This window comes from Paraburkholderia guartelaensis (assembly GCF_004353905.1).
Classification (GTDB): domain Bacteria; phylum Pseudomonadota; class Gammaproteobacteria; order Burkholderiales; family Burkholderiaceae; genus Paraburkholderia; species Paraburkholderia guartelaensis.
In genome coordinates this window covers 335,472-354,228 of the sequence record NZ_SMOD01000002.1, presented here as the reverse complement: position 1 = coordinate 354,228, position 18,757 = coordinate 335,472, and the positions used below count along the sequence as shown (strand labels likewise).

Here is an 18,757-nt window from a genome sequence, read left to right as displayed (position 1 = left end):
CAATCAGTGCCGTAAATCAGGGCGAGTCCCACGCCGCCTGGATCTCGCGGTCCAGTTGGTCGAGATGCCGGTCGTAGGGCAGCACGTTGTCGAGCGCGAGCCCCGCCGGCTTCTTTACCACCGCGTAGAGATAACGGCGGTCGCCGTGAAACTCCGATGCGGGGTGCATATACGGCTGCCATTCCATGCACTGTGACGGGTAATAGCCTTCCGTGCGCCAGAAATAAGGCAGGCTGCGACGGCTGTCCAGTTCGGCGAGGAAGCTGATGGGCGCACCTTGTTCGACGGCGATTTCGCGCACGCCGCGCAGCGATTCGTCGGTGTGAATGACGAGCAGGTAGGCGGTGCCGACACCGTCGAACATCAGGAGTCCGTGCGGTTGGTACGAGAGATAGTGCTCGACGATGCCCAATGAATCGGCGATGCCCTTCACGTGCGCAGCGAGCGCATGATCCTTGAGGAAGGCATATTCGGAAACGGCGAGCGCGTCGAGCACCGTGCTGCAACAGCGGTCGAAATAAGCGCGCTGCATATCGTCGATCGCCTGATTCAGCGTTTCCACGGCATCGACTTCATGCTTGCGGATGAAGCGATCGATCAGCCCTTCGTTGAAGCTCTTCACGGCCACGTGCTCGTCGGCTTTCCCGGTCAGCACGATTTTCCTGATCGACGGATCGGTAATGCGGCGGCAAAACTCCATGCCGTTGAGTTCGGGCATGTCGTAATCGACCACCACGACCGAAACCGACTCGAAGCGCGAAGCGTTATGTACGAGGCTACGTATCGCATCGACGCGCATGGCGATGACCTGGTGCGCATCGTTTTCTTCAGTACGGTCGAGATAAGGGCTGAAGATAGGCTCCGCCGCACGGTCGTGCGTACGGCCGTTGAGGAACTTCAGCGCCTCAGAGGGCGAACTGAACAGGCGGAAGGCCAGGTCGGGGTCGAGTTGCAGGCTCAGGTTCGAAAGGAACGCGGCGCTGTCGTCGACGAAGGCGACGGTGGTCGGATAGGAGAACGGCTGAATGGCTTTCGTCATGGCGCAGGGAATGTCAAAACGAACTCGGTATATTCGCCTTTTACGGAAGAGCAGCTAATTGCTCCACCCATCGCTTGCATGACATCGCGGCAGAATGCCAGCCCGATTCCTGCTCCGAGCGACACGTCATCGGTGGCGGTTGTCGAAGTATAAAAGCGCGTGAAGATGTGCGGCAATACCTCAGGGGAAATACCGGTGCCCGTATCGCTGAAAATCAAACGATTGGACCGTTGCCCTGATTCAAGACGAATCGAAATCTGCGCGCCTTCGATGCTGCCCATATGCCGGAAGGCATTTTTGAGCAGATTGAAGAGCACGTGAACGGTAAGCATCTCGGATCCGTGGAATTCGAAATCGGGGCGCAGATTGCAGATTACCCGACGCCGGTCGCCTTCGCGAAACGGAAAACGCGCGAGCGCGGTTTCCACGCAATGCACGATCGAACACGTCGTTGCGTTTTGCATGTTGCCGCCCGTGAAGCGCGCCGTGGCGAGCAGCATGTCGATGATCGCATTCGAATGCAGTGCTTCTTGCTCAATGCGGCCTACCACGCCTTGCAGGGAATGCAGATGCGCCACGCGTATTTTAGGCACGGGCAAGCGGCTGCGCTGGGCGAGTTGATAGGTGTCGAGCAGCGCGGGCAAATAGCGCATGAGGCCTGCAGCGCCCACGCGTATCGCCACGAGCGGTGTGCGCAGTTCGTGCGCCACGCTGCCCGCCGTGGCCAGCATCGCGCGCTCCTGTTCGATCTGAATGCGGTCCTGATCGTAATTGGCCACCGCGCCGATCGCCACCGCAAACGAAAAGATCGCCAGATGCGTGAGGTAGTTCGGCCCGAGCACGATGGGGTACGTGGTGAGGCAATACGCGATCACCGCGAGGCTGATGCCCACGAGAAACTGCAGCACGAGCATGAGCCAGTCGAGCAGCAGGACCATCACGAACGCCGCGATCAGCGCGCTCTCCACCCACACTTCATTGCCGTTGTTCTTGAGCAGCATGAACGTGAAAAAGAACGGCAGTGCGTAGAGCGTGCAGAAGTACCAGTACCACGGCAGCAGCTTTTTCAGCGCGGCGGGCCAGCGCTCGAACGCCAGAATCGGCACGAACAGAAGCGAGCCGATCAGGCGCAGCGTGAGATTTTCATACGGCTGAGGAAAGAGGTCTTTCCAGACGTAGTAGTAAAGCGGGAAGCCGACGCTCGCCACGACGGCAAGCGGGCGCATGCGGCGCTTCACGTATTGCAGGTTGCGCAGCGCGGGCGCGAAGGCGCGCACGAAGCGCGGACGCATCGACGCCCAGGCTCGCCTCAGTCGCACCGAGGTTCTTGAAACGTTCATCAGGATGGAATCGCTCATCGTTCTGGCCGGCGCGCGTGTTCCGGCCGGTCTTCTTGCGTCTCGCTTTTTTGGTGCCCCGTTTTGCCGTTGGGTTCGCGTGGTCGGACCCCGTCTCCACCCCGCAAAGAAAGACAATATCACCAAAGGATTGCAACGATGAGGCGGGTTTGGCCCTTAGTTTGGCCTTGGATGGGCTTCGGTACCGTGCTGGAGGGGTGTGTTATGCGTGGTGCATCGATTTGCCCCTGATTGGAGGCATTCGACGCGCGCTGGAGGGTGTTGCGGGGACGATGAGGTGTGTTCAGGCCGCGGGCTTCCACTGTGCCCAGATGAATTGCTCGATGACGTCGTCCAGCGTCTGCGGCGCGTCGCGATGCGGGGAATGGCCGCCCTGCGCGAGCGCGTGGACGCGCGCGTGCGGCACGGCCGCGCCAATCGCCTCGATTTGCGCCATGGTGCCGTAGTGGTCGTCGAGCGCCTGTACGGCGAGCAACGGCGCGCGAATCGACGCCAGTTCGCCGACGATGTTCCAGGACCGGAAGGCGGGATCGAGCCAGATATCGTTCCAGCCGTAGAACGCGGAATCGACATCGTCGTGATAGCGCGCGAGTTTTTCGCGCAGGCGGGTCGTTTCGTACGCAACCTTCGCCTCGCCGATGCTTTCGACCGAAATGTCTTCGACGAACACGTGCGGCGCAATCGCCACCGCGCCCGCGAGCGCTTCGGGGAAAGCGGCGGCGTAGAGCAGGGCGATCGATGCGCCGTCGCTATGACCGATCAGCCACATGCGTTTGCGTTCGCCAGCGCTTACGCCGAGTGCGTCGAGCAGCGCAGGTAAAACATCGCGCGCCTGCGCCGACATGAAATCGACCGGCCATTTCACGCCTTGCGCGCGCGGTGTGGAACCCCCATAACCCGGGCGCGAATAGACGAGCCCGCGCATGCCGAGGCGCTCGCAAAGCGCAGCGGGCCAGTCCTTCCACATCGCAATCGAGCCGAGACCCTCGTGCAGGAACACGGCGAGCGGCGCATCGCTGGCGGCCGCGCCGATCCAGCGATATTCGATGCGCAGCGCATCGCGCCCAGACGTGGCGGGCAGATCGGCGAATTCGCTTTCGTTCATGGCGCTTGTCGCTGTCACGACTGAAACTGCTGACGCAGACGGAAACGCTGGATTTTACCGGTCGCCGTTTTCGGCAGATCGTCGACGAACAGAATGTCGCGCGGATACTTGTGCGGCGCGAGCCGTGTTTTCACGAACGCCTTCAACTGCTCGGCCAACGCGTTGTGCGAAGTTTCCACTGCCGTTTGCTTGAGGACGACGAACGCACAGGTCTTCACGAGGCCGCCCTGATCGACGCCGATCACGGCCGCTTCGAGCACCGCGTCGTGCTGCATGAGGACCATTTCCACTTCGATGGGCGAGACATACTGGCCGCTCACCTTGAGCATGTCGTCGCTGCGGCCCGCATAGACATAGGCGCCGCCCGGCAGGCGCCGGTACTTGTCGCCGCTTTTCACCCAGTCGCCGAGGAAGGTCGCGCGCGACTTCTCGCGATTGCACCAGTACATCACGGCCGCGCTCGGTCCGCGGATGAAGAGGTCGCCGATCTCGCCGTCGGGCACGAGCGCGCCGGTCTCGTCGCGCAGTTCGATTTCGTAGCCGGGCACGGGGCGGCCCGTGGTGCCGTATTCGACCGCGCCTGGCCGGTTCGAGAGAAAGATGTGCAGCATTTCCGTGGAGCCGAGGCCGTCGAGAATGTCGCTGCCGAAATGCTCCCTAAAGCGCTCGCCCACTTCACGCGGCAGCGCTTCGCCCGCGGACGTGCACACTCGCAGCGCGACGTCGGCGCGTGCGGGCAGGCTGGGCGAAGCCATCATGCTCGCGTAGAGCGTGGGCACACCGTAGAACACCGTAGGCCGGTGCTGCACGAGGCGCGCGAATACGGCGTTGGCAGTGGGGCGTTCGGCCATCAGGATCGTGGTGGCGCCTACCGAGAGCGGAAACGAAAGGCCGTTGCCGAGGCCATAGGCGAAGAACAGCTTGGCCGCCGAAAAGACGATGTCGTTTTCGCGTATGCCGAGAATGGGCTTCGCGTAGGTCTCGACGGTCCAGTAGAGATTGGCGTGCGTATGCACCGTGCCTTTGGGCTTGCCCGTCGATCCCGATGAGTAGAGCCAGAACGCGATGTCGTCGCCGCCCGTTTGCGCCGCGCGCGGGGCGGGTTCGGCGCGCGCGATCAGATCGGCGAGGACGCTTTGTGGTTCATGCGGAACCGACCGGGAAGCAGGCTGCGAAACGATTAACTGGCAGTCCTCACATTGCGCTTCGGCCAGCGCGGCGCTCACGGCGGGCAGCACCGCGCCCGACGCGATCACCACGCGCGCGCGGCTGTGCGTGAGCATATACACATAGTCGGCCGGTGTGAGCAGCGTGTTGACGACCACCGGCACGATACCGGCATAGAGCGCGCCGAGAAACGCAATCGGCAGCTCGACGGTGTCGAGCATCACGAGCAGAACGCGTTCTTCCGTGTGGACGCCCACCGCGCGCATGGCGGCCGCGAAGCGGCGGGCCTGCGTTTCGAGTTCGCCGTAGTTCAGCGCGAGCGTGTCGTCGATATAAGCGGTCTTCGCGGCGCGCGCGGCGTTGAGCGAGAACAGGTGCGCGGCGAAGTTGAATTGCGCGGGCGGCGGCACGGCCGCGGTGTATTCCGGCGACGCTGCTGGGATTGGCACGGTGTTGTCTCCGCTCAGTCTGATTCGATCGGATTTGTCGTCGATCAACCTTTTCGCGGAAAATTAGCCGTTAGCAAAATGCATGTCAAGCACTATAGTACACAAACACGGGTTCAGGGATTCCCTAAGATGAAGCAAACTTACATTGCCGAGCCGCCAGCGGAAGCCGCCGACGACGCCTCGCGCGGCGAGCGCACCGAACGCGATCCGTTCCTGACCGCCATGGGCGAGCGCGTTCGCATGTTGCGCGCGCGGCGCGGCATGACGCGCAAGACGCTGGCGGCGGAAACCGGGCTCTCGGAGCGGCATCTGGCGAATCTGGAGTCCGGGGTGGGGAATGCCTCCGTGCTGGTGTTGCGGCAGATCGCGACCACGCTGAACTGCCCGCTCGCCGAGGTGATCGGCGACGTCACGACCTCGTCGGCGGAATGGCTCCTGATCCGCGAGTTGCTGCAGGGGCGCGATCCGGCTGCCTTGCAGCGCGCGCGCGTGGCGCTCGCCGAGATGTTCTCGCACACTAGCGCCGACCCGCACCGCAACGAGCGCATCGCGCTCATCGGCCTGCGCGGCGCGGGCAAGTCCACGCTCGGGCGCATGCTCGCGCAGGAGCTGAAGGTGCCGTTCGTCGAGCTGACGCGGGTGATCGAACAGCTGGCGGGCTGTCCCCCTTCGGAGATCCATTCGCTGTATGGCGCGAGCGCTTATCGCCGCTACGAGCACCGGGCGCTGGAGGCCGTGATCGCGGAGCATCCTCGCGCCGTGATCGCCTCCCCGGGCGGCCTCGTTTCCGAGCCCGCCACGTTCAACGTGCTGCTCGCGCATTGCTTCACGGTCTGGCTGCAGGCCGCGCCTGAAGAGCACATGCGCCGCGTCGTGGCGCAGGGCGACCTGCGGCCCATGTCGGGCAACTCGGGCAACAGCGAGGCGATGGACGACCTCAAACGCATCCTGGCCGGCCGCAGCGAACTGTATGGCCGCGCCGACATGACCTTCGACACCAGCGAAAAGACGCTCGCCGACGCGTACCTGCAACTGCGCGATCGGCTTGCCGCCCGGCTGGCCGCGGAGGCGCCCCGCATCGAGTAAGTGGCGGGCGAGGGCTGCGGCATCGCGGGTTTACCCCTTTCATGCATTAAAATGCACTAATGTGCTTTACATGAGCATTCCATTGCACTATCGTTCATTGAAACGATGTGTAGACAGGAGACGCTCATGGCCGCAGCCGAAACCGCCGTCGCCCCGCAGCGGGTCGATTACCGCACCGATCCCTCGCAGTACCGGCACTGGAAGCTCACGTTCAACGGCGCGGTGGCGACACTCGGCATCGATATCGCCGAAGACGGCGGCATTCGCGACGGCTACAAGCTGAAGCTGAACTCGTACGACCTCGGCGTCGATATCGAACTGCACGATGCCCTCCAGCGCATCCGCTTCGAGCATCCGGAAGTCCGCACGGTCGTCCTGACCAGCCTGAAGGACCGCGTGTTCTGCTCGGGCGCCAACATCTTCATGCTCGGCCTCTCCACTCATGCCTGGAAGGTCAACTTCTGCAAGTTCACCAACGAAACGCGCAACGGTATGGAAGATTCGTCGCGCCATTCGGGCCTGAAATTCATTGCGGCCGTGAACGGCGCGTGTGCCGGAGGCGGTTACGAACTCGCGCTCGCCTGTGACGAAATCATGCTCGTGGACGACCGGTCGTCGTCGGTGGCGCTGCCGGAAGTGCCGCTGCTCGGCGTGCTGCCCGGCACGGGTGGCCTCACGCGTCTCACCGACAAGCGCAAGGTGCGCCACGACCGCGCCGATATCTTCTGCACCGTGGTGGAAGGCATTCGCGGCGAGCGCGCGAAAGCCTGGCGCCTCGTGGATGAAGTCGTGAAGCCGAACCAGTTCGGCCAGGCCGTGCAGGCGCGCGCGCTCGAACTGGCCGCCGCGAGCGATCGTCCCGCAGACGCGCAGGGCATTGCGCTCCCGCGCATCGAACGCGTGGAGCACGACGGTGGTCTGAGCTACGCCACTGTCGATGTCACGATCGACCGCACGAAGCGCACCGCGACGTTCACGGCGAAAGCACCCGCCGCGGCACCTGTTTCGGATATCGAATCAATCGTCGCCGCCGGTGCGTCGTGGTGGCCGCTGCAGTTCGCGCGCGAGCTGGATGACGCCATCCTCTCCATGCGCACCAACGAGCTCGACATAGGCACGTGGATTCTGAAGACCGCAGGCGACGCACGCACCGTACTCGCTGCCGACGCCGCGCTGCTCGCGCACCGCGACCACTGGTTCGTGCGCGAGACCATCGGCATGCTGCGCCGCACGCTGGCGCGCATCGATGTCTCTTCGCGTTCGCTGTTTGCGCTAATCGAGCCGGGCTCATGCTTCGCCGGCACCTTCGCCGAACTCGCGTTCGCTGCGGACCGAACGTACATGGCCGCGCTGCCCGCGAACGAAGACGAAGAACCGGCCATCACGCTCTCGGAAGCGAATTTCGGCCTCTACCCGATGGTCACGCATCAATCGCGTCTCGCGCGGCGCTTCTATGAGGAAACCGAACCACTCGATGCCGTGCGCGCGAAGATCGGCGAAGCGGTCAAGCCGGTCGAGGCGGAGCGCCTGGGCCTCGTGACGGCCTCGCCCGACGACATCGACTGGTCCGACGAAATCCGCCTCGCGCTGGAAGAGCGCGCGGTCATGTCGCCCGACGCGCTCACGGGCCTGGAGGCGAATCTGCGCTTCAACGGGCCGGAGACCATGGAAACGCGCATCTTCGGGCGGCTCTCCGCGTGGCAGAACTGGATCTTCAACCGGCCCAACGCCGTGGGCGAGAAAGGCGCGCTCAAGGTCTACGGCAAAGGCAGCAAGGCGCAGTTCGACGTTGCCCGCGTTTGATAGCTGTATCCGCCAAGGCGTTTGCCACAAGGAACCGCAATGTCCACGATCAACTACAGCGAAAAGATCCCGAACAACGTCAACCTCGCCGACGACCGCGCGCTGCAGCGCGCGCTCGAACAGTGGCAGCCGAACTTCCTCTCGTGGTGGGGCGACATGGGCCCCGACGGTTCGCACGGCTACGACGTCTATCTGCGCACGGCGGTGAGCGTCGACGCGGGCGGCTGGGCGCACTTCGATCACGTGAAGATGCCTGACTATCGCTGGGGCATCTTCCTCACGCCGGGCGACGCGGATCGCAAGATCCATTTCGGCGCGCACAAGGGCGAGGCCGCGTGGCAGGACGTGCCGGGCGAACACCGCGCGAACCTGCGCCGCATCATCGTCACGCAGGGCGACACGGAGCCCGCCTCGGTCGAGCAGCAGCGCCATCTCGGCCTCACCGCGCCCTCCATGTACGACCTGCGCAACCTGTTCCAGGTGAATGTGGAGGAAGGTCGGCACCTATGGGCGATGGTGTATCTGCTGCATCGCTACTTCGGTCGCGATGGCCGTGAGGAAGCCGAAGCATTGCTGGGGCGCCGCTCGGGCGACGACGACAACCCGCGCATTCTCGGCGCGTTCAACGAGAAGACACCCGACTGGCTCGCGTTTTTCATGTTCACGTACTTCACCGACCGCGACGGCAAGTTCCAGCTTTCGGCGCTGTCCGAATCTGGCTTCGACCCGCTCGCGCGTACGACGAAATTCATGCTGACCGAAGAGGCGCATCACATGTTCGTCGGCGAGTCGGGCATCTCGCGCGTCGTGCAACGCACCGCGCAGGTCATGAACGAGCTGAAGACCGACGACGTGAACCGCTTGCGCGCCGCGGGCGTGATCGACCTCGAAACGATCCAGCGTTACCTGAACTTCCACTACTCGGTGACGATCGACCTGTTCGGCGCCGATCACTCGTCGAATGCCGCGACCTTCTACAGCTCGGGCCTGAAGGGCCGCTACGAAGAGACCAAACGCGACGACGACCACCAGCTCGAAGGCCAGCAATACCGTTTGCTCGACGTGCAGGACGGCAAGCTCGTGGAGCGCGAAGTGCCGATGCTCAACGCCATGAACGAAGTGCTGCGCGACGACTACATCAAGGACTCGATTGCGGGCGTGAACCGCTGGAACAAGGTGCTGGAAAAGGCGGGCATCGATGCTCGCCTCACCGTGCCGCACAAGGCCTTCAACCGCCAGATCGGCACGTTCGCGGGCGTGCGCGTGTCGCCGGACGGCCGCGTGATCGGCGAGACCGAATGGGCTGCGAACGAAGCGAAATGGCTGCCCACCGCGGAAGACCGCGCCTACGTGGCCTCGCTCATGGGCCGCGTGATCGAGCCGGGCAAGTTCGCCAACTGGATCGCGCCGCCGGCCATGGGCATCAATCGGCAGCCCATCGATTTCGAATACGTGCGCTTTAACTGAGGGGAGCGGCGGCGCGCAGCCACGCGTTCGCGCGCCGCGGTGGGAGACAATCATGAACGGTCCGCTACCCGTGGAAATTCTCAGGCAACACCTGATCGATCCTGAAATCTGCATACGCTGCAATACGTGCGAGGAAACGTGCCCTGTTGACGCGATCACGCACGACGGCACCAACTATGTGGTGAAGGCCGACGTCTGCAACGCCTGTATGGCGTGTGTGCCGCCGTGCCCGACCGGCGCGATCGACAACTGGCGCAACGTGCTCAAGGACGAGGCATACAGCACTGACGAGCAGTACACGTGGGACGAACTGCCCGCGCAGAATCCATCGGTGGGGGCGCCAGTCGTTGCGCAGGAATTGAGCGATGGGGCGAGCGTTGCGCAAGCGGCACCGAATGCCGCCGATGCGCCTGTCGGCGGCTCCGACATGGTGCGCGGCTCGACCGTGCCGCCGTGGTCGGCGGCGCGTCCCTATGTCCAGCTCTACACGCACAAGGCGCCGACTACGGCGACCGTGGTCGGCAACTATCGCCTCACCGACGACGCCACCGAAAGCGACATTCATCACATCGTGCTCGACTTCGGCGCCATGCCGTTCCCGGTGCTGGAAGGCCAGTCCATCGGCATCCTGCCTCCGGGCGCGACCCCGGAAGGCCGGGCCCATCATGCGCGCCAGTATTCGATTGCGAGCCCGCGCGACGGCGAGCGCCCCGGCTACAACAACGTTTCGCTCACGGTGAAGCGCGTGACGCGCGATCACAGCGGCAACGCAACCGATGGCGTGTGCTCGAACTATCTCTGCGATCTGAAGAAGGGCGACGTGGTGACCGTAATCGGGCCGTTCGGCAATACCTTCCTCATGCCGAACCATCCGAATTCGCATCTGCTGATGATCTGCACGGGCACCGGTTCCGCGCCCATGCGTGCGATGACCGAGTATCGCCGCCGCCGCAGGCTCAAGGGCGCGACCGGCAAGCTCATGCTCTTCTTCGGCGCACGCACGCAGCAGGAATTGCCTTATTTCGGACCGCTGATGAATCTGCCGAAAGATTTCATCGACACGAACCTCGCCTTCTCACGCACGCCGGGCCAGCCGCGGCGCTATGTGCGGGACGCCATGCGCGAGCGCGCCGTGGAAGTCGCGCAACTGCTCAAGGACGGCAACACGCATGTCTATGTCTGCGGCTTGAAGGGCATGGAAGACGGCGTGCTGCAGGCGCTCCAGGAGATCGCCGAAAAGCACGGCATGGCTTGGGAGGCGTTATGGGATCGACTCAAGCGGGAAGGGCGTCTGCATCTCGAGACGTATTGAAACGTCCGGCGCAGTGAAGCGAGGCCTGAATCGAAACAGGTGAAAGGCTCGCGATAATTTAAGCACGATCGTTCGAAAAGGGTTACGATGGCGCATCGCACAGGCGTGCACAGTCGCGAACAGACGCGCGCCGCAGACGGAGATCGCCTCGATGAACCTCGTTGCTGAAATGCCCGCCGGCCTGACCGGCGTCGAACAGTTGCAGCACTTGCTGCATGGAAGCCGCGGCCCGGCCATTGGCGAAACGCTTGGCTTCAGGCTGGTCGAAGTCGAGGAGGGCCGCGTCGTGTTCGAAGGCACGCCCGGTCTGCACGTGTACAACCCCATCGGCACGGTGCACGGCGGTTACGCGGCCACGCTGCTCGATTCCGCGTGCGGGTGCGCGGCGCATTCGCGCCTCAGCGCGACTCAGGGCTACACCACGCTGGAGCTGAAGGTCGCGTACCACCGGCCCATGACCGCCGACACCGGCACCGTGCGCGCAGAAGGGCGCGTGCTCAGTATCGGCCGCCGCGCGGCCTTCACTGAGGCCAGCATCACGGATGCGCAGGGCAAGCTCTACGCGTCCGCCACCTCCACCTTGCTCGTGTTCGACCGCTGACTCAATGAGACCGGAGCGAACTAGATCGCCGAGCGCGCCTTGTCCTCGATGAGCCGCACGAGCGTTTGCAGCATGCGATTCGCAGGCGTGGGCACGCCAAGCGCTGCGCCGCGTTGCACGACATAGCCATTGAGGTGATCGATCTCGCTGAGCTTGCCGCGCGCGAGATCTTGCGCCGTGGACGAGTATTGGCCCGGCATCGTCTGCGCGATGCGTGTCACGGCGCTGTCCATGTCCGGCGGCAGCGTCACGCCGTCTGCCTGCGCGACGGCGATACATTCGCCCACGATGTCGCGCATCGTGTCGCTCACGCCCGCACCCTTCACGAGACGCCCATAAGGCAATTGCGTGATCGCCGAGAGCGCGTTGTACGCGCAGTTCACGATCAGCTTCGCCCAGAGCGCGCCGCGCACATTGGGCGAGATTTCCGTGGGCACGCCCGCGTCGATGAGCGTGCGCGCAACGGCGTCGCTCGTGCGCGAAGGCTCGATCACCAGCTCGCCTCGGCCGTGATGGCGTACGTGGCCGGGCCCCGCCATCTCCGTGGCGACATAGACGACGGCCGCCGCCACGTCCTGCGGGATCACCGTGCGCAGACGCTCAGCGTTATCCGCGCCGTTCTGCAGCGTGAGCACGAGCGTGTCGGCGCCTAGATGCGGTTTGATCGCGGCGCCCGCGTTTTCGGTATCGGTCGACTTCACGCAGAACAGCACGAGGTCCGCTCCCGCCACGGCGGCGGCTTCGGTGCTGGCCGTGAGGTGCGGCGCGCCGATGCGCTCGTCGAACTGCTGCGCTTCGAGGCGCAGCCCGTCGCGCGTAATGGCCTCGACATGCTGGGGCCGGCCGATCAAGACCACATCGTGTCCCGCGCGAGCGAGCATGCCGCCGTAAAAGCAGCCTACTGCGCCTGCGCCCATGACGGCGACTTTCATTTGCGTTTCTCCTGTGTGGCGTGCGTGCTTCGTTGCCTGAAATGTTCCGCGGCGTGCCGGTGCGTTCAGCGCAGCTCGAAGCCGAGCGCGTTGAGTGCATCGCGCAAGCGGTCGCGGCCGTGCAGCGACTCGCGGCTGCGCCAGCGCGCGAGCGAGCGCACCGTCCAGCCCGCCGCGCTCAATCCCTGGGCAGTCTGGAAGCCGCCCATGACTTCGTCGTACTGGGCAATTGCGGCCGCTTGCGAAGGCGCATCGTATTGCTCGCGATGGAGCACCACCTCCTGCGGCAAGCGCGGCTTCACATCCGCGGGGCGTGTTTCGTCGGGATAGCCCACGCACATGCCGAATACGGGGAGCACGCGCGGCGGCAGACCCAGTTCCGCGGCCACCTGCTCAGGCTGATTGCGGATGCCGCCGATATACACGGCGCTTATGCCGAGCGATTCGAGCGCGACCACGGCGTTTTGCGCGGCGAGCGCCGCGTCGATCATGCCGACGACCAGCGTCTCCATGTAGTGCAGACCTTCGACGCTCGCCCCGGTACGCTCGCCGGCCGCTTCGAGGCGTGAGAGGTCCGCGAGCCACACGAGAAAGAGCGGCGCTGCGCGAACGTGCGACTGGCCGCCCGCTAGCTCGGCGAGGCGCGCTTTGCGCTCGGGGCTTTCGATGGCGACCACGCTCCACGTTTGCAGGTTCGACGAGGTCGAGGCCGATTGCGCCGCCGCGATCAGCGTTTCGAGCGTGCCGTCGGGCAGCGGGCGGTCCGCGTAGTTGCGCACCGAGCGGTGCGCGAGCAGCGTGTCGAGCGTATCGTTCCAGGCCGGCAGCGGCGCGGACCACGGCGTGCCATAGCGCGCTTCGAGGGCGCGCACGGCATCGGCGAAATCGGCAGCGGGTCGTGCGGGCGTGGTGACGGTGGACATCGGGTTTCTTCTCCGGCAAATGAAAGTTGATTCGTGGCGCTGATATTCGGGGCACCAGGCGCCGTATGGTACATGGGACGGGCGATCGGCGCAGGCGTTCATCGGCGCGGGCCCACGGACCCACGAGCGCGCCAGCAGAGTTCTTGCGTGACCGGTATCATCAGAGGCTGCGCATGCGTTCGAAAGTGACCTGCTTCGCGCCGCGGCGCCATCTTCCGCTTTCCCCTGTCTTCGGCAGCCTCGTCTGCCCCTTCTTCCGGGAGGCCTTCCCATGTCCGTTGATTCCCCGAATGCGTCGCCGGTCTGGTTCGTGACCGGCTGTTCGACCGGCTTTGGCCGCGAGCTTGCCCGTGCGGTGCTCGCGCGCGGCTGGCGCTGTGTCGCGACCGCGCGCAACAAGGCATCACTCGACGATCTCGCGCCCGAGGCCGGCGATCGCCTGCTGCCCGTCTCGCTCGACGTGACCGACGCCGCGCAAATCGACGCCGCCGTCGCGGCCGCGCAAAAGCAGTTCGGCGCGATCGACGTGCTCGTCAACAACGCGGGCTACGGCTATCAGAGTTCGATCGAGGAGGGCGAGGAGCGCGAGATCCGCGCGCAGTTCGATGCCAACACATTCGGCCTGTTCGCGCTCACGCGCGCGGCGCTGCCGGGCATGCGCGCGCGCCGCAAGGGCCACGTCATCAATATTACGTCGGTGGCGGGGCTCGCGGGTTTTCCGGGTTCTGGCTACTACGCGGCTTCGAAACACGCCGTGGAGGGGTTCTCCGATTCGCTGCTGGCGGAAGTCGGCCCGCTCGGCATCAAGGTGACCTGCGTGGAGCCGGGGCCGTTTCGCACGGACTGGGCAGGCCGATCGCTCGTGCAGACGGCGAACCGTATCGATGACTATGCCGAAACGGCGGGCGCGCGCATGCAGCGCACGGCGCAAGGCAGCGGGCATCAGCCGGGCGATCCCGTGCGCGCGGCGCAGGCGATGATACGTATCACCGAAACAGAAAAACCGCCGCGGCATCTCGTGCTGGGCGCATTCGGCGTGGATGCGGTGGCGAACCGCTTGCGCGCGGCGCTTGCCGATATCGAAGCGTGGCGCGAGTTGAGCCTCGGCACGGACTATCCGGCGGGGAGTTGACCCGGCGGCTCACGCCGTCGCGATCATCAACGTACCGGTTGCGACGAGCGCGCCGCGCCAGAGCCAGTCGAAGTTGATCCAGCCTCGCCGCAGCACGCCAAGACCGAGATACTCGTAGGCGAGCAGCGCGATGACGGCCGTGGTGGCGAGCGTCGTGACGGTATGCAGGGCGGTGAACGCAAACGAAAGCGCAAGCGGGTTCGCAAGGCCCGCTGCGCCGCCCGCCCCACCGCACAGCGGCAGCATGGCGGGCATCAGCATGAGTCCCGCGCCGTGCAACGTGGCCATCAACGCAGACCACGCGGCAAGCCCGGCAAAGCCCACCGTCATCCCCACGCGCACTCGGTGCCGGTGCCCGTACGCGTACTGCCACGCGGCCCATGCGATCAGCAGCGCGCCCAGGCACGCGTGCAGCGCCGCGCCCGGCAGATGCGCGCCGAGCGCCGCGGTGGAACTCGTGAACAGCAGAATGGACGCGGCGTGACCGAGCGCGATGGGCGGCAACGCGAGCAGCAGCGCCGCGCGGCTTCCACGCTGCAATCCGAGCGCGGTTGCGAAGAGCCAACCCATCGCCGGATTCACGCCGTGAAAGACGCCACTGCCCACCACGGCTGCCCAGGCGCCCCAGTGCGCGCCGAAGACTTCCTCCATATCACGCTCCGCGCTTATGGGTAGCAGTACGAATCAGATGAGCAGTCGCCGCCTTCGAGCCGGATCTGGTGCGGCCGGTGCGACTTCGGCCATTCGACAAAGAAGCGCTCGTCGAATTCGAGGCCGCCTTCGGGCGCGGCGTCCAGCTTCACCATCCAGCCGTCGATGCCTTCGGGATAGAACTGCCCGTCGATCGCGCCATAAAGCGAGTTGCTGAAATAGACGCGCCGGCCGTCGCGGCTCACTTCGACCATTTGCGGGCCGCCGTTCAGCGCGCGCCCGGGCGCAAACGGATGCGCCGCGCGCGCTGCGATGCCGCCGATGCGCACGCAACCCGTCAGGTGCGCATTCTCAGGGTCCGACACATCGTATTGGCGCAAATCGCCCGTTCCCCAGCACGCCGCGTAGAGGAAGCGGTCGTCGAGCGAGAGCGCGATATCGGTGACGAGCGGCGGCACCGCTGCAAATCCCTTGAGCATGGGCGGCAGATGCTCGGGATCCGCCGGCTCGGCCGGAATTTCGATGATCTTGCGTGCGGCCCACTGGTCGCCGTCGAGATACCACTGCCAGATCGAGGCTGAGAGGTCTTTCAGGCTGATCACGGAGTTCACGAAACCGTAGGGGCGCGTGGGGTTGTGCGCGGGGCGCAGCTCGAACACGAGCTGGTTTTCCGCGCCGAAGTCGAGCACCTGCTTGTGCTGGCGCGTATGCAGATCCCAGAAGTGCAGGCGATGGCCATACTGGCCGCCGAGCAGGACCTCGGGCACGAGGCCGTTCTCGAAGGTCGCGGGCAGTCCCCACTCGCTTGTCACGAGCGTGTCGTAGCCGAGGTGCCACCAGCCGTCGTAGGCAAGCTGTTGCGGGCCGCGGTCGATTTCCCACTGGCCGAGAATATCGAAACTCTCGTGGTCCATCAGGAAGACGCCGCCGGGCGCCTCGCCCTGTGCGTTCGCAAGCGACGTCACGTAAATGCCATCCGGCCCGCAATGCACGGTGTGCGGGCGCGTGTAGCCCGCGCGCTGCGCGACGCTCTCGGGCTCGTGCACGCGCGCGATATGCGGGCGGCGCGCGTCCGGCCTGGTGTCGACAATATGAATGCGCGAGGAGCGCAGGCCGGGCACGATGAGATAGCGGCGCTCGGTATGCGCGTGGGGGGCGTTGGGGCACAGGCACGAACTGCAGGCATTCCAGCCGAAATGGTGGAGCTCGTCGCCGACGTTGGGCATTGCCAGCCGATGCACGATGCGCCCGAATTCCGGCGAGCGGGGGTCCAGATCGACCACGTCGAGAGAATCGGGCACTTTGCGTGTGGGGTCGAAGCTGGCGACGTACGCCAGTGTTTCCGGCGGGGCGTCGCTTGCCATGCGCGCAGACGGGTAGAAGGTCGGATCCGGTTGCCACGTCGCCATTGCTGCCCCCTCATCGAAGATTCGGAAGAGTTCCTATCATGCATCAGAGTGGGACAGTGCGTTGCACACGTGTTCCATATTCCATCCGGATAGAAGCTTATGCATTCGAGCAATGAAAGCCGATTATCTGCGCTGCGAGAATAGTAAATTCGCTTTTGCAGCATTTATTCGCAAGGCCAACGTTCCTAGACTTGTACTCAACGGATGCAGACAAGCCGCTGCGCCGATTTCAAGTTACTGGAGGTTAGTCATGAGAACGCTCATCAAGGCCGTTGCGATCGCTGCCGTGCTTGCAGTGCCGGCCATTTCATTTGCACAGTCGCAAGGCACCAATGGTCCTGTGACGCGTGCCCAGGTGCGTAGTCAGCTGAAGCAGCTCGAAGCCGCGGGTTATCGTCCCTCGGTGAACGACCTGTATTACCCCGCGAATCTGCAACAAGCCCAGGCACGAGTGAACGCACAAACCGGTGGGGCCGTTGCGGAGGCAACCGGCTATGGTCCGGCCACTAGCGGCTCGTCGGAAAGCGGTGCACGTACCGATGGCGCGGTCAGCAGCTATTCGCCGCCGGTGTATAACGCACATTGAGTTTGACGGCGGCAGGAAGCCGATTCATGCCGCATGAAGATGATTAGCCCGCGACGGCACGAAAGCGCCATCGCGGGCTGATTTATTTCCTGGCTGCTCACACGGCGCACATATCGGCCGCTCTTAGTTTTAGTTACGCGGCGCCTCACGCTCGCCAATCCACTTGCGCGTGGACTCGAGGATCTCGTTCGAAAGCGCGGGCTCGTCGCACAGCCGCGCAAGTACCACCGCACCCACCATCGCGGCCCAGCCGCCGATCGCCGCCTGGCGCGCCGCTGCGGCGCCGACGCCATTCATGCCTGCGCTCAGGCGCTCGATTTGACGCTCCAGACCGGCCGCCATGACGGCGCGCGCTTCGGGCGGTTGCCGCGCGGTTTCGGCGGCGAGCGCCGCGGTCGGGCAGCCGTCGGCCACGTTGTCGCGATGTTCGGCACTGAGGTAGCGCGCAGCATAACGCACCAGATCGGAATCGCCGCCTTCGCCCTGGGCAAAGACGTGGGCGAGCGTTTGCGCGATCAACTCGTCCTTCGACTTGAAATAGCCGTAGAAGCCGCCGTGCGTCAGCCCGGCAGCGCTCATCACGTCTGCCACGGTCACCGCATCGTAGCCGTGCTCGCGAAAGAGCCGGCCGGCGGCTTGCAGGATTTGCTGGCGATTCAATTCCACCTGTTCGCGACTGACCCTCATTGTTCCGTCCGCTATCCATCACTCGACGCTTGACATTATACATGATGGTAATCATTATTCGGTTTACATGATGTTCATCATGAAAACGGAATTCCCAAGGAGAAGTTTCGATGTCTGCTAAACCTGCTGTCTTGATCACTGGCGCGTCCACGGGTATCGGCGCCGTCTACGCCGACCGTTTCGCAAAGCGCGGTCATGACCTCGTGCTGGTGGCGCGCGATCGCGCCCGCATGGAAGACCTTGCTGCGCGCCTGCGCGAGCGCGATGGTGTGAACGTGGATGTCGTTCGCGCCGATCTGGCCTCGCACGCCGATCTTGCGCTGTTGGAGGCGCGCCTTACTGATGACGCACGCATCGGTGTGCTCATCAATAACGCGGGTGCGAGCCTGCCGGGCACGTTCGTCGAGCAGGGCACGGACGCCGTGGCCGGCCTCATCGGTCTGAACGTCACGGCGGTTGCGCGCCTCGCCGCAGCGGTTGCGCCGCGTTTTGCGCGCGAAGGCAAGGGGGCGATCGTGAATGTCGGCTCCGTCATTGGCCTCGCACCCGAGTTTCGTTCGAGCGTGTATGGCGCGACGAAGGCGTTCGTGCTGTATTTCTCGCAGTCGTTGAATCTGGAACTCGGCGCGAAGGGCGTGTACGTGCAAGCCGTCGTGCCTGGCGCCACGCGTACCGAAATCTGGGAGCGTTCCGGCAAGGACGTGAATGCACTGCCGGCCGTGATGGAAGTGGACGATCTCGTCGACGCGGCGCTTGTGGGCTTCGACCGGCGCGAAACGGTGACGATTCCGCCTCTGCCCGACGCGCAGCAGTGGGACGATTACGAAGCCGCCCGCTCCGCGATGTTCGCGAACTTCGGGCAATCGCAGCCGGCGGCGCGGTATCGCGAAGCCATGTAGTCCGATGTATTGCGGGCGGCCAGTGGCCGCTCGCGTTCCATGGCGAGCCGCGAGGCGCGGCCGCCGTCACAGCGCACCTTCACACCCACTCTCACCGGCTCGCATCCGCAAGCCCGGCTAGCATCTTCCCAGCAGTCCTCGCTTCGCCTTA

At 64.6% G+C, this 18,757-nt stretch carries 17 protein-coding genes; 8 read left to right on the top strand and 9 right to left on the bottom strand.

Annotated features, from left to right (window positions below; all coding sequences use genetic code 11):
• Positions 1-16 precede the first annotated feature (16 nt).
• The 4 genes from E1N52_RS03740 to E1N52_RS03725 form a co-directional block, all read right to left on the bottom strand.
• The gene (locus E1N52_RS03740; RefSeq protein WP_133180291.1) at positions 17-1,039 is read right to left on the bottom strand and encodes a response regulator; all 1,023 of its coding nucleotides are present in this window, start codon (positions 1,037-1,039) and stop codon (positions 17-19) included.
• Positions 1,036-2,397, bottom strand: a complete 1,362-nt coding sequence (locus tag E1N52_RS03735) for a sensor histidine kinase (protein WP_246088940.1) — start codon at positions 2,395-2,397, stop codon at positions 1,036-1,038. The genes E1N52_RS03740 and E1N52_RS03735 overlap by 4 nt, the downstream gene beginning before the upstream one ends.
• 283 nt (positions 2,398-2,680) lie before the next feature.
• Entirely contained in the window at positions 2,681-3,502 is an 822-nt protein-coding gene (locus tag E1N52_RS03730; protein ID WP_133180289.1) for an alpha/beta fold hydrolase, read from the bottom strand.
• A 14-nt stretch (positions 3,503-3,516) separates the two neighbouring features.
• On the bottom strand, positions 3,517-5,118 hold the full coding sequence (locus E1N52_RS03725) for a benzoate-CoA ligase family protein (RefSeq protein WP_133180287.1): 1,602 nt from the start codon (positions 5,116-5,118) through the stop codon (positions 3,517-3,519).
• A gap of 129 nt (positions 5,119-5,247) precedes the next feature.
• On the opposite strand from E1N52_RS03725, the gene E1N52_RS03720 reads away from it, so the two are divergent.
• From E1N52_RS03720 to E1N52_RS03700, 5 genes are all read left to right on the top strand, one after another.
• Complete coding sequence (locus E1N52_RS03720) at positions 5,248-6,204, top strand: helix-turn-helix transcriptional regulator (protein WP_133180285.1); 957 nt, start codon at positions 5,248-5,250, stop codon at positions 6,202-6,204.
• Between the two features lie 126 nt (positions 6,205-6,330).
• The gene (boxC, locus tag E1N52_RS03715) at positions 6,331-8,007 is read left to right on the top strand and encodes a 2,3-epoxybenzoyl-CoA dihydrolase (protein ID WP_133180283.1); all 1,677 of its coding nucleotides are present in this window, start codon (positions 6,331-6,333) and stop codon (positions 8,005-8,007) included.
• A gap of 39 nt (positions 8,008-8,046) precedes the next feature.
• Entirely contained in the window at positions 8,047-9,474 is a 1,428-nt protein-coding gene (gene boxB / locus E1N52_RS03710) for a benzoyl-CoA 2,3-epoxidase subunit BoxB (RefSeq protein WP_133180281.1), read from the top strand.
• A 52-nt stretch (positions 9,475-9,526) separates the two neighbouring features.
• Positions 9,527-10,786 (top strand): benzoyl-CoA 2,3-epoxidase subunit BoxA, encoded by a 1,260-nt coding sequence (gene boxA / locus E1N52_RS03705; protein ID WP_133180279.1) that lies wholly within the window; start codon positions 9,527-9,529, stop codon positions 10,784-10,786.
• Between the two features lie 151 nt (positions 10,787-10,937).
• Positions 10,938-11,387 (top strand): PaaI family thioesterase, encoded by a 450-nt coding sequence (locus E1N52_RS03700; protein WP_133180277.1) that lies wholly within the window; start codon positions 10,938-10,940, stop codon positions 11,385-11,387.
• A 20-nt stretch (positions 11,388-11,407) separates the two neighbouring features.
• Here the strand turns inward: E1N52_RS03700 and E1N52_RS03695 are convergent, their stop codons facing one another.
• Together E1N52_RS03695 and E1N52_RS03690 are read right to left on the bottom strand one after the other, a co-directional pair.
• The gene (locus E1N52_RS03695; RefSeq protein ID WP_133180275.1) at positions 11,408-12,319 is read right to left on the bottom strand and encodes a ketopantoate reductase family protein; all 912 of its coding nucleotides are present in this window, start codon (positions 12,317-12,319) and stop codon (positions 11,408-11,410) included.
• A gap of 65 nt (positions 12,320-12,384) precedes the next feature.
• Positions 12,385-13,242 carry an NADPH-dependent oxidoreductase gene (locus E1N52_RS03690; protein WP_133180273.1) on the bottom strand — a complete coding sequence of 286 codons (858 nt, stop codon included), beginning with the start codon at positions 13,240-13,242 and terminating at the stop codon, positions 12,385-12,387.
• A gap of 271 nt (positions 13,243-13,513) precedes the next feature.
• On the opposite strand from E1N52_RS03690, the gene E1N52_RS03685 reads away from it, so the two are divergent.
• The gene (locus E1N52_RS03685) at positions 13,514-14,374 is read left to right on the top strand and encodes an oxidoreductase (RefSeq protein ID WP_133180271.1); all 861 of its coding nucleotides are present in this window, start codon (positions 13,514-13,516) and stop codon (positions 14,372-14,374) included.
• Between the two features lie 9 nt (positions 14,375-14,383).
• On the opposite strand, the gene E1N52_RS03680 is transcribed toward E1N52_RS03685, so the two are convergent.
• Complete coding sequence (locus E1N52_RS03680) at positions 14,384-15,025, bottom strand: hypothetical protein (RefSeq protein ID WP_133180269.1); 642 nt, start codon at positions 15,023-15,025, stop codon at positions 14,384-14,386.
• A gap of 14 nt (positions 15,026-15,039) precedes the next feature.
• Entirely contained in the window at positions 15,040-16,434 is a 1,395-nt protein-coding gene (locus E1N52_RS03675; RefSeq protein ID WP_133180267.1) for a selenium-binding family protein, read from the bottom strand.
• A gap of 250 nt (positions 16,435-16,684) precedes the next feature.
• Between E1N52_RS03675 and E1N52_RS03670 the strand changes: the two genes are divergently transcribed.
• Positions 16,685-17,020 (top strand): DUF4148 domain-containing protein, encoded by a 336-nt coding sequence (locus E1N52_RS03670; protein ID WP_133180265.1) that lies wholly within the window; start codon positions 16,685-16,687, stop codon positions 17,018-17,020.
• 129 nt (positions 17,021-17,149) lie between these two features.
• Here the strand turns inward: E1N52_RS03670 and E1N52_RS03665 are convergent, their stop codons facing one another.
• Positions 17,150-17,707, bottom strand: a complete 558-nt coding sequence (locus E1N52_RS03665; protein WP_133180263.1) for a TetR/AcrR family transcriptional regulator — start codon at positions 17,705-17,707, stop codon at positions 17,150-17,152.
• Between the two features lie 110 nt (positions 17,708-17,817).
• Here E1N52_RS03665 and E1N52_RS03660 point away from each other — a divergent pair, with 110 nt between their 5' ends.
• A complete protein-coding gene (locus E1N52_RS03660) occupies positions 17,818-18,606 on the top strand; it encodes an SDR family NAD(P)-dependent oxidoreductase (RefSeq protein ID WP_133180261.1) in 789 nt (262 codons plus the stop codon).
• Positions 18,607-18,757: the final 151 nt, after the last annotated feature.